Source organism: Mucilaginibacter sp. P2_A5, assembly GCF_056404995.1.
The window spans coordinates 25102-36687 of the sequence record NZ_JBFUCY010000049.1; the positions used below are offsets into that span (position 1 = coordinate 25102).

Sequence of the window (11586 nt, forward strand, 5' to 3'; positions counted from 1 at the left end):
GGAACATAAGTGTTGGCAGCCAGGTGTGCAACTCCGGCCAATTACTTTCAACTTGTCCCTGTTCAGTTAATGATTTCCTTTTCCAGTAAACCTATAACCAGTTTAATCTCAGCCATTATTCCGTTTAGGAGTGTTTGCATCTCTTCCTTTACAAAAGCCGGCGTATGTTCCAGTTCCCGGGCCAGCTTCGCCAGGTGGTTTAAACCGGCGGTTACTGCGGTACCGTAAAGCTTGTGGCCATGTAAATTTAATTTCTTCAAATCTGCCGGCTTCAAATTTCCTTGCAACAGGGAAAGTGAGTCTGTTAATTCTATTTTAGTCAGGCTAAGCAATTCCTTTAAAATTTCTTCGTCGTCTCCAAAATAACTCCTTACATGTTGTATATCAAAGTGCAGCGGCAGGTCAACCGGAAAATCTGAGCCCGGCACGGATGCCGCCGGAGAATCAAAAAAATGCAGCCATTTATGGAAAACAGCAATAATGGTTTCTTCAACTACCGGCTTAACAACAAAATCATCCATCCCTGCTTCCAGGCATTTTTCCCTTTCGCTTTTCACATTGCCGGCCGTTAAGGCAATAATTGGAATTTGCCGGTCTGCCTGTATCGCGCGGATTTGCCGGGTAGCTTCATAACCATTCATCTCCGGCATCTGGATGTCCATGAAAATAAGGTCGGGCCAGTTTAACCGGCAACTGGCAAGCGCCTCCTGGCCATTACCCGCCTCCCGGATCGAAGCATTTGGGGCAATCCGCCGGATGATCGTTTTGGCCAGTAACATATTCACCGCGTTATCCTCGGCAATCAGCACGGTAATGTCGCCAGGTACTTCGGCAACGGCCGCGGGTTCATTGGGCTGCACTTCGGTAATTGTTTTTTGATGTAAACGGGATAAGGCATTATATATATCCTCGGTTTTGATGGGTTTCACCATCCGGTAGTTTACCTTTAATTCTTCACATGATTTAATTACCTTTTCATCATCAGATGAACTGTGTAATAAAATAATGGGCTGGCCGGTTGGCGAATCGCTAAAGCTTTCACGGATTTTTTTGATCGTTTCCAGCCCGTCCATATAGGGCATGTGGTAATCCATCACAATTACATCATAACATTCGCCAGCGGCCAGCAGTTGTAAGGCTTCGAAGCCATTTTTTGCCTCTGTAGTTAAAATTTGCCGCAACAACAGCATTTGTTTGATGATTAACCGGTTGTTGTCGTTGTCGTCAACAACAAGCACTTTTTTAATCAGGCCGATGTTTTCCCAGCTAACGGGCTCGCCCTGTTCGGTTTGTACATGGATATCAAAATAAAAGGTGCTGCCTTCACCCGGAGAACTTTCCAGCTGCAGTTTGCTGTTCATTAAACCCAGGAGTTTATTAGAAATAGTAAGGCCCAGGCCTGTGCCGCCATATTTTTTGGTGGTCGACCCATCTTCCTGTGAAAACGCTTCAAATATTTTGCCCTGTTTTTCGGGTTTTATACCGATACCGGTATCCCTTACACTAAAGCGGAACGTAGTGCCGGGTACCGGTGACGATGCTGCTACTTCCTCTATCTTTAACTCAATCTCGCCTGTTGCGGTAAACTTCGCGGCGTTGCTTAGCAGGTTAATCAGGATTTGTTTTAGCCGCACCGAATCTACCCAAATAAACCTGGGCAGGTTATAGGATATGTTCAGGAGCATTTCCAGCCCTTTTTTCTGAACCTGGTAGGTAATGATATCCGTTGCCTGCGAACCGATATCGTACAGGTCGCATTTCTCGATGTCAAGCTCCAGCTTCCCGGCTTCGATTTTGGAAAAATCCAGGATATCATTAATAATACTCAACAAGGCATTGGCCGATTGGTTGACTATGGAAAGGTACTGGTGCTGGGTTTCGTTCAACTCTGTTTTTAAAACCAGGTCTGTAAAGCCAACTACACCGTTAAGTGGCGTCCTGATCTCGTGGCTCATATTGGCCAGGAATTCCGATTTGGCAATGCTGGCCTGGTCTGCCAGTTGTTTGGCTTCTATCAGTTCATCTCTTTGTTTTACGATAGAGGTAATCATCTCCGAGGAGGTCATGATACCGCCTATCGCCCCGTCAAACCGGTACCAGGGCCGCATTTCAATGTTCAGGTATTGTTCTTCCTGCATGCCCGGAAGTTTAATCCTTACTTCCTCCCGTCTTATCACTTCGCCGTTTAAAACCCGTTGATGTGTTGCCCGGTTTGTTTCGCTTGGCGGGCCGAATACTTCATAAGGCGTTAAACCTATAATATTTCTGTCGCCTAAGGCATAATCCTGCAAATATTGCCTGCTTACAGCGATAAATCTCATGTCTGTATCGGTCATGGCAATAGGCGAAGGCGAATGCTGTACAAAAGCGGATAGGATGGCTTTTTCATTCAGCAATTCAGATTCGGCCTTTTTTTGCCGTTCAATGTCCTGGATGGTGCCAAACAACCGCAGGCAAACACCGTTTGCAAATTCGGCCTGGCCCAAACTTCTTACCCAAAGTTCGTCACCGCCCAGGGTTACAATTTGTAATTCCAGGTCCCACGGAGGGCCTTCAGTCATGGCCAGCCTGGCCGCGGCCGAAATTTTATCCCGGCTTTCGCCGGCTTTATAAAAGTTAATGATGCCGTTCAAATCTGGCTCATACTCCGCGGGCACGCCATATATCAGTTTGGTTACTGCCGTCCATTCAATTTTTTGCCGCTGCAAGTTGTATTCCCAGCCGCCAATGCGGGCTACCTTTCCGGTTTCCTCCAACATTTGCCGGGTGCGTTCCAGGTTTCTCTCCAGGAAATGTTTTTCGGTAATATCAATGGCATTGCCTATTACATAAGTCTGGTTTTCCTGCCGTTCCAGTATGTTGTTGAACATCCAGATCCTGGGGCTTCCGTCTTTATGGCGGGTCACCATCTGGCCCCTGGCACTTCCTTTATCCCTTATCTCTTTTAAGTACCCGGTTAACTGGGGATGACGGTTGGGGGGTACGATATCAAACAAACTTAAAGTCAAAATTTCGGCAAGCGTATAGCCCAAAAGCCCGGCACCAGCCATATTGACCGACAGGAAATTACCGTCGAGATCATGGGTGCACATCAGCCCCTGCGAGTTTTCAAAAAAAACGCGCAGCCTTTCCTCACTGATGGCCAGTTGCTGTTCCTTTAATTCTTCGTCGGTTATATCGCGTCCTATACAAAACAGGTTGCCTGTATTGGGGTCGGGCGTGGTTTCCCAGCGGATGGTTTTGTATATTCCGGATTTAGTCCTGGTACGGTAGGCTACCTGTCGTACTTTTTTATCCGATATCATCCCGGTCACATCCTCTTCTGCGGCTTTCAGATCGTCGGGGTGGATCAATTCCAGGTAGGGGGTAGCTAAAATGTAGGCATCATCCCAGCCAAAAGTTGATTCAAAAGCGGGGTTAATCCTTTTAAAGTATCCATCAGCCCCGGCTATGCAAATCAGGTCGGCCGATAAATTAAACAGCTTTTCAAAACTTTGCAGTTCCTGTTTTTGCCTGCGTTCTGTTACTAAGATGGTTGCTTCCTGGGCCAACAGGCGTAATGACTCCTGTTGTACCTCCGACAGCTGTTTCGGTTCGTATCCCAACAAACTTAATACGCCCAGGGTAGTACCGTCAGGACTGATCAAAGGCAGGCCTGCGAAAAACCTGACCGGGAATTTGCCAACCGCCAGGGCGTTTGGTTTAAAACGTTCATCCTGTTGGGTATCCCGAACCTCAAATAGTGTATGCTCTTTTAGGGTATGCTCGCAAAAGACCGAGTAACCCAGGCCCTCAGCTGATCCGGGTAATGTTTTGGCATGTGTCCAATCGTTATTTTCGTCGAGCAGGGAAACCAGCGCTATCGGAGTTCCGCACATGAGGGAAGCCAGGCGGGTGATAGATTCAAATCCCGGTTCGCTAAAAGAACGTAACAGCTGATCCTGAGCCTGGCCGTTCAATTGGTCTTTTTTAAGTTCGGGATTCGGCATGCCGGTTATCAAGTTTAGTAGTTTTTGTCCAATAAATCTATAACAAAAATACTAAATTTAGCTGTAGGTCATTTGTTAAAATTTGAAGCCAAACAGGCTGTGGGCTATCTAAATAAAGGAAACTTGCAGTGGTTTTTTGATAGTTCTTTATTTAATAATACCCCCATTGCCACCCATCAACCCTGGGGCCGTTGTCAGCAAAAGCTGTGATTACAGAAGAAAGCCTGCCGAACCGGATATATTTTTATTTACCGGCGGAGTTATTAAATACCAGGTTTAATGAAATCACAATTTCGTCGGCAATCATTTTATCTTTAACGGCCGAGAAAAAATCCCATGTTTTGGGTTCGGGTTGCAGGTCGATATTCCATTTTAGCCGGTGTATTTCCAGGTCGGCTTTTGCGATAACAGTATTCCCCTTTTTTCTGATAGCCGCCTCAAAATCAATTGGGTTGGTAATACCTTTTATGGTGAGGTCGCCGGATACTTTATAAATGCCGGCCTTACCGGTAGCGTTAATTTGCTTCACGTTCATGATAGCGCCGGGGTGTTTTTCTATATCAAAAAATCCCGGTTTTCTTAATTCTTTATCGGTCTTTTGGTTTTCGGCTGCAACTGCGTGGTCGGTACTGCGTATGCTATTCATGTCCATACTAAAGGAGCCGTCCGTTGGTTCGCCCATGGCCGAATAATTGAGATTACCGGTATTAAAAAGCAGGTAGCCATTGTGGCCGCCCAAGGTGTTACGGGTATTCCATAAAATTTTACTTTTCTTAGCGTCCAGTCGGTAAGTTTGCTGCGCATAAGCGGCAAGGTGAAACGTGGTCAGGAACAGGATAATTGCGGGTTTATTGATCATAGCATTATAAATTTGATGCTGCAAACCTATTTATGCGCCGTAATTTTGTGATTATAAACATTGTAAATAAAAGTGTAAACTTTGTAAATTCAACCGTGATAGATATGGTCGGTTATAAAACAAGCTTGAATATGAAAACCAGGTATCTTTTGGGGCTTACGGTACTACTATTTACAACCGCCATTTGCGCGGCTTTTAGTTTAACCGGTAATAACGATTTTGATTTGGCCATGCAGCAGGTAATGCTCCGCAAGATAGGGCATGAGGTACTTTTGCAATCGGGCGACAGCACGTCGCGGGTGCTGCCTATTAAAAAAATAGCTGAAAATGAGTACCAGATAAGGTTTGAAAATGAGTTTGCTTTTGAGCCTGGTTCGCTTGTTAAAATAATAAGCCGCTCGCTGGCCAAAGATAAGCTGGCGCGTAGCTATATCGTTAACGTATTAAAATGCGAGGGAAAGGACGTGGTCTTCGGCTATATGATAGCGGGTAACAAGCAGGATAACATAGTTGCCTGCGCTGGCCGCAGGCAACCCAAAAGCTGTTACCTTATCAACCTGAAATTTGAAGGAGGGGGAGTAACAGCCGCGCAAAAAGGTTATTTATTTGGTGGTTTGCCTTTGCTGGCCTTTATTGGGCTGATGGTTTCACAATCGGTTAAAACCCGGAAAAATAAAATTACTGCAACTTCTGCCGGTGCTGATGTTGATAGTTTTAAACTTGGCAATACCATTTTTGAGCCCGGTAAGCGACAAATTATAGCTGCCGGAGTTACAACCGCACTCACCGTAAAGGAAAATAAGCTGCTGCTGATCTTCGCCCGGTCGCCCAATGTAATTATTGAAAGGGGCCGGCTCCAAAAAGAAATTTGGGAAGACGAAGGCGTAATTGTAGGCAGAAGCCTGGATATGTTTATATCAAAGCTGAGAAAGAAACTGGAAAACGATTTGTCAATACAGCTGACAAATATCCACGGCAAGGGGTATAAACTGGAGATTGATGGGTAATTAAATATCGCTGCTTCATTTCATTCTTCCGAGGTGCTTTTTGGCATAAAACCGCAAAATTACGCCGTATCGGGACGCTATTGTTTTGCCACGCCATCAGGAGCGCGGCGTTTTTCCGTTACCTGTTGTCTCTCTCCGCCACGACATTTTTCTCCCTGTCAAAATCGGCGCTTGTTGTAAAATACTGTAAGGTTAACATCCAGGTAATGGTAATGGCCAATGCGACTTTCTGGAAAACAGGTAAAAATTCCAGGTAATTTCGGGTATAATAAACATAATTACATATGTACAAAGCCAGGAGACAAACGATGGAAGTAATTTTAAACAAAAGCAACTGCGACCTGAATATAAATACGGTAATGTAAAACATACTTACCAGGGCCAGCGTACTGGTGATGGTAACCATTTGGTCGTGATAAGGTGTCACCACCAAAAAAGCAAATAGCATGGCGCTGGTCCCAAAATACCTGACGATGTTAGCCGCACCTTTTACCGGTATTTTTTTTGAAAATTCGAAAAAAAACAAAGCGAAGCTAAGGCAAAGAGATAGCATGCCCGGAACAGCCCAAAACCTGGAAGCGTTGGCCGATCCATTAACCGCCTTTGGACTAAAAAGGTTACTCAGGTAGTTGTTTTTCCAGCTGTACCCAATGGCGTTTTTATCGTATTGAGAACCGCCGGGATAATAACGGGTAGCTATTATCAAAAACAGCAGGGAAATAATAATACCCAATAAGATTACGTGTTTTTTAAGCATGTGATATCGGTTTTAAAAGCTAATTTTTTTACAGAAAACGGCATTTAATTTTTAGCAGAGATATTTTAAAAGCTTTTTATCTGCAACCAATAGTGCCAACTTCAACTATTAATAAATTTAAATTATATATTTATAACTTAAAAGTTATTTAATCGTAAAAACCTTACACGCAGTTATCTAAATATGGCAACTGCGTTTATGATACGATTTGAAACGGCTTTTGCTATATAACCCTGATTCTATTTTTTTTTTATTGAATGAATACCAAAATATGGCTTAGTATTTTGCTGCTTTTTTTGTGCAATTTGTGCCAGGCCTTTCGCTATGATGCCCGGCCTGATAGCCTGCGGAACGAATTACTAAAATCTATCGCGGCCAAAAAGCAGGTAAAAGATACTGCTCTTATAAACGATTTGAATAAACTGGCTGTAGTTTATACCTCGTATTATCCCGATAGTACCATTTATTACGGGCAAAAGGCAACCCAAATTTCGCGCAGCATAAACTACAGTACAGGCATTGCCGATGGGCTGCTGGCTGTTACAACGGTATACATCAGCCAATCTAAATATGATATCGTATCAAAGTATATTAAAGAAAGTATGGCCCTTTACACCCAGGCCAAAAACCAGATAGGCATCAGCAATTGTTATAAGCTTTACGGCGATTTGTATTACCAGCTGAGCGATTATCAAAAGGCGTTAACTTATTACAATAAGGCGCTGCCAATTAAACTTGCTAATAATGATTTGCCCGGCTTATCGCGCTTATATTTAAGCATTGGTAACAATTATGATAACCTTGGGCACCCATCTACAGCGCTTGACTATTATTTTAAGGCGCTTAATATCGATACAAAACTTCATAACAAAAAGAAAATATCGGCAGATTATAACAACATCGGTGTTATCCTGCAAAGTATGGAAATCTATCCGCAGGCTTTAACCTATTTTACCGAGGCGCTGAACGTATGGACACAAATGAAATCCGACGGGGGCATTGCCGTAGCCAAGCAAAACATCGGCGAAGTATTAATGGCCCAGGGAAAGTATGATAACGCAATTAAATACATTACAGATGCCCTGGTTATTGACCAAAAGCAGGACGATAAAGACGGTATAAGTACATGTTACAGTGATTTGGCTGTATGTTATATTCAAAAAAAGCAAAATCCCAAAGCTTTAGGCTACTTGCAGCTGGCTTTAAAAGTAGCTACAGATAATAAACTGGATTACGATAAAACTATCGCTTTAATTAATACGGCCATGTTTTATAATGTAAACCACGATTACTCAAAAGCATATGGTTTCGCGGTGCAGGCCAAAACACTTGCCGATCGTTTTGGGAGCGTTTTGCTGCGTACAAACGCTGCTGTTCAATTGATTGAAACGCTCGGCGGGTTAAAATTATATAGGGAAGCATTTGTTGCCCAAAAGGATTTCGACAAAATGAGGCGTACTTTCAGGAAAGATGAAAGCGTTCAAAAATTTACCCTGTACATTACCCAATATAACTATGCCGAAAAACAGCGGCAGCAATTATTGCAGCAAAAGGCAAATGCCTTGCTGTATCAGCAAAAACTCCATGATAAAGACCTGTTAAACATTATATTTTTTATCATAATAACCGCTGTATTGTTAATAGCTTTCCTGTATTACCGGCAAAAGCAACAGCAGTTAAAAATAAACGCCCAGCTAAAACTCAAAAACAATGAGGTTTTGGAGCAAAAAGTTAATATAGACGAACAGGCCGAAAAGCTGAACGATTTGAATAAACTAAAAGATAAGCTGATATCTATATTGGCGCATGACCTGCGGTCGCCGCTGAGTACGTTGCGCGGCTTGTTTGATTTGTTGTCCGACGAATCTATCAGCCACCAGGAAATGCTGGAGATGATTCCCTCTGTAATACGAAAACTTGATTACACATCCGATTTCCTTGATACGCTTTTATTCTGGATCAATAGCCAGCTCGAGAATTTCAACGCATCGGGAAAAAGTTTTCCGATTGATGATATTATCCAGTCAGAAATTAAAAACCATACCGAGCAGGCATCGTTTAAAGGCATTACAATGGTAGGTAGCGGCAATAAAGAACTGCTGGCCCTGGCCGATCCCAATTCGATAAGGATAGTTGTCAGGAATTTAATTACCAACGCCATCAAGTTTTCTGGAGGGGGTGATGTTATCGAAGTATCGGCAATTGAGCAGGGCGAAAATGTGCTGGTAACGGTAAGCGATACAGGCATCGGCATGCCGGCCACGCGGGTGAGCAAACTTTTCAAAAGCCAGGTGGATAGTAAAACCGGCACACTCAATGAATCGGGCACAGGCATGGGCTTGTTGCTTTGTAAAGATCTTATCGAAAAATGCAACGGCCGCATCTGGGTAACCAGTGAAGAAGGCGTTGGCACCAAATTCAGTTTTGTTATTCCGCTGCAGCCCGCCGCTACCATGGCAGCTGGCGAGGTTGATTAGTAACTGTGGCCCACATAGCCCCCTCTAAATCTCCCCCGGTTGGGGAGACTTAGCTGCATTCATTTTAAAGTCCTCCCTACTGGGGAGGATTTAGGAGGGGCTTACCGTTCTGTATCCGGCATCTGTTTAATCTCGATATTTCTGAAATCAACAGGCTGACCCTCACTTTGTAAGGCGATAAAGCCGCTGCTTAATAATTTCCCATCCTGTTTGTATTTTGGGTCGTAGCCATTTGCCACGCCGCCGCCAATGGTGGGCCTGGAGTACTGCAGCACGGTATCGCCGTTGATGATATGCGTAATTAATTTATTGCCCTGAACAATTAGTTCGCCCTTTACCCACTGATCACCATCGTAAGTTTTTGAGGTAGAATTGATGCAATGATCGGGCGATACCCGGCCTTTATAAACAACATCGGTACCGGGCGAGCACATATTACCTGTAGGCCTCGGTTTTCCGTCGCCAAGGCCGCCCAATAACTGCATTTCTATTGATATTGGCCAATCCTGGTCTTTCAGCATGGTCCTGGGATCCTGCGAATGAAACATTACGCCGCTGTTAAGCAGGGTATAGTCGGGCGCGCCTTTTTGCTGCTTGCCAACAAAACGGTATTCAAACCGCAGTCGATAGTATGAAAACGGAGTTTTGTAGTACAAGTGACCAAATTGATTGTCGAAATCGCCGTACTGATCATATCTGATCTTGATTATACCATCTTCAACCCTAAACGTATTGCCATAGTTTTCGCCAACCAGGTGGTGGTTAATCTTTACAAACCAATCTTTAATGTCGGTTCCGTTAAACAGCTGCTTCCAGCCTTTGTCGTCGTTACCGGCGTTGGCCAGTTTTTTTGCCCCGGTGCAGCCAAGTACCAGGAAGCAGGAAAATATAAAAAAATAGCGTGTGTTTTTCATGGCAGGGTAGGTGTTGTGGTTTATGAACAGGGTTGTTTAATGGTACCAAAATAGCATTAAATTCAATAAGGTAAGCAAAAAGAGATATACAAATAATATCGAATAATGAATTTTGAATGTCCAACACCGAAGTCTTATGTTCATTATTCGACATTAGATATTCAGTGTTCGATATTAAATCATTTTTACACCATTACCGTAATGATACAACGTGCCAGCAGGCGCCCATCAGCTTTTATCATTCCTTTGTTACAATTAATCAAAAAAGTAAAAAAGATAAATTCCAAAATGTAGCTTAGTAAAAATTAATGTGTAACGATGATACAAATCCCTAAAGACCTGCTTGATCATCATGCGCATATCAGGCTACGATTGTCTGATATGTACGGAATCATCATTGATAAAAAGCGCCCCTTCAGGTGCGATGATACCCTGCAAACTGCGCATTGCCTGGAAGTAATTTTAACGGGTACCATTGATGTCAGGTATGGCAGTTACGTGCAGCACCTGGCGGCCGGCGATATACAGTTTAGGCGGCGGGGCAATTACCAGCTGTTCCCATCTGATGATTATACCAGCCTGCTCATTTTTATGGAGAATGAGTTTGTTGATTATTTCCTGGAAAGCCATGTACCCGAGTTTAAACAGGAAAAACTGTGCGCCGATTTGCCGCCTTTTACCTTTAAAACCTCCGAATTTATAAAGGCCAACGTAGCCCAGGTTATGCAGCATATTGTACAGCCGCAAAACTACTCCAGGTGCATTGTTAAGTTTGCGGCCCACCAGGTGCTGCTGCAGATATTATCAGGCGATCAGTCCAAAACCTTTGCCTCGTTTTTGAAGGACCTGGTAAGTAATAAAAAGGTTGATCTGGCTTACTTTATGGAAACTAATTTTAACAGGCAACTCTCCATAGCCGATATGGCCAAACTTACCGGCAGAAGTGTAAGCGCGTTTAAAAAAGAATTTACAGATCGTTTTAATACCACACCCGTAAAATGGCAGTTCAACCGCCGGCTGGAGTATGCCGAGTACCAGTTAAAACACTCGAACGATCCGGTATCGCTGGTGGCTTATAGCAGCGGGTTCGAAAACATTTCGCATTTTTCGAAAGTTTACAAGCAAAAATTCGGCGCTTCGCCCAAAAGCGCACGTAACGAGCTGGTGTCGTGACATCCATAAATTTGACGGATAGTTTTTAGCCCAAAGTCTTAAGTTCTAAGTCAAAAAGAAAAAATTTAACTTTAGACTTACGACTTAGTACTTTAGACTTAACTGGTGTTATAAAAACAAACAAATAAAGCCTCACAACAAAATTGCGGCCCTTGCAATGCTGGATCAGTCCAAAAAGTTGGGGGAAAAGAAAAAAAGTATTTGTTTTGCGGTCAGAAAAACGAATACTAAAGCATTGCAGTCACCCCACGAAACCCTTGTCCGGCTGATCTTACCTGAAGGCCTTTTAGATTATTTTGAATTGATCAGTGTAGCTCAACTGAGCTCAGGACTTAACATTTACCTGGAAGAAAAGAATATTCCACCTGCCGGTTATGAAACGGTTAAGCTGGAGTCCAAAGGCTTTATGG

Annotated in this window: 7 protein-coding genes and 1 pseudogene; 4 read left to right on the top strand and 4 right to left on the bottom strand. The window is 43.5% G+C overall.

From position 1 onward, the window contains the following. Positions 1–62: 62 nt before the first annotated feature. Together AC1DXF_RS27970 and AC1DXF_RS27975 are read right to left on the bottom strand one after the other, a co-directional pair. On the bottom strand, positions 63–3989 hold the full coding sequence (locus AC1DXF_RS27970; RefSeq protein WP_477451981.1) for a response regulator: 3927 nt from the start codon (positions 3987–3989) through the stop codon (positions 63–65). Positions 3990–4233: 244 nt separating this feature from the next. Beyond that, on the bottom strand, positions 4234–4848 hold the full coding sequence (locus AC1DXF_RS27975; protein ID WP_477451982.1) for a YceI family protein: 615 nt from the start codon (positions 4846–4848) through the stop codon (positions 4234–4236). Positions 4849–4979: 131 nt separating this feature from the next. On the opposite strand from AC1DXF_RS27975, the gene AC1DXF_RS27980 reads away from it, so the two are divergent. Further along, positions 4980–5855, top strand: a complete 876-nt coding sequence (locus AC1DXF_RS27980; protein ID WP_477451983.1) for a winged helix-turn-helix domain-containing protein — start codon at positions 4980–4982, stop codon at positions 5853–5855. A gap of 118 nt (positions 5856–5973) precedes the next feature. Here AC1DXF_RS27980 and AC1DXF_RS27985 read toward each other — a convergent pair whose 3' ends face one another. Continuing rightward, positions 5974–6612, bottom strand: coding sequence for a hypothetical protein (locus AC1DXF_RS27985; protein WP_477451984.1), 639 nt, complete (start codon positions 6610–6612; stop codon positions 5974–5976). A gap of 257 nt (positions 6613–6869) precedes the next feature. On the opposite strand from AC1DXF_RS27985, the gene AC1DXF_RS27990 reads away from it, so the two are divergent. Then, a complete protein-coding gene (locus AC1DXF_RS27990; protein ID WP_477451985.1) occupies positions 6870–9089 on the top strand; it encodes a tetratricopeptide repeat-containing sensor histidine kinase in 2220 nt (739 codons plus the stop codon). 101 nt (positions 9090–9190) lie between these two features. Here AC1DXF_RS27990 and AC1DXF_RS27995 read toward each other — a convergent pair whose 3' ends face one another. Next, positions 9191–10003, bottom strand: a complete 813-nt coding sequence (locus AC1DXF_RS27995) for a 3-keto-disaccharide hydrolase (protein WP_477451986.1) — start codon at positions 10001–10003, stop codon at positions 9191–9193. 318 nt (positions 10004–10321) lie between these two features. On the opposite strand from AC1DXF_RS27995, the gene AC1DXF_RS28000 reads away from it, so the two are divergent. Both AC1DXF_RS28000 and AC1DXF_RS28005 read left to right on the top strand, forming a co-directional pair. Further along, positions 10322–11176, top strand: a complete 855-nt coding sequence (locus tag AC1DXF_RS28000; protein ID WP_477451987.1) for a helix-turn-helix transcriptional regulator — start codon at positions 10322–10324, stop codon at positions 11174–11176. Between the two features lie 157 nt (positions 11177–11333). Continuing rightward, a pseudogene (locus tag AC1DXF_RS28005) lies at positions 11334–11586 on the top strand (hypothetical protein); the annotation flags it as partial.

What these genes read in the sequence shown, in the direction of transcription:
- AC1DXF_RS27970 (WP_477451981.1), bottom strand. Translation starts at nt 3,989, where the DNA reads ATGCCGAATCCCGAACTTAAAAAAGACCAATTGAACGGCCAGGCTCAG.
- AC1DXF_RS27975 (WP_477451982.1), bottom strand. Translation starts at nt 4,848, where the DNA reads ATGATCAATAAACCCGCAATTATCCTGTTCCTGACCACGTTTCACCTT.
- AC1DXF_RS27980 (WP_477451983.1), top strand. Translation starts at nt 4,980, where the DNA reads ATGAAAACCAGGTATCTTTTGGGGCTTACGGTACTACTATTTACAACC.
- AC1DXF_RS27985 (WP_477451984.1), bottom strand. Translation starts at nt 6,612, where the DNA reads ATGCTTAAAAAACACGTAATCTTATTGGGTATTATTATTTCCCTGCTG.
- AC1DXF_RS27990 (WP_477451985.1), top strand. Translation starts at nt 6,870, where the DNA reads ATGAATACCAAAATATGGCTTAGTATTTTGCTGCTTTTTTTGTGCAAT.
- AC1DXF_RS27995 (WP_477451986.1), bottom strand. Translation starts at nt 10,003, where the DNA reads ATGAAAAACACACGCTATTTTTTTATATTTTCCTGCTTCCTGGTACTT.
- AC1DXF_RS28000 (WP_477451987.1), top strand. Translation starts at nt 10,322, where the DNA reads ATGATACAAATCCCTAAAGACCTGCTTGATCATCATGCGCATATCAGG.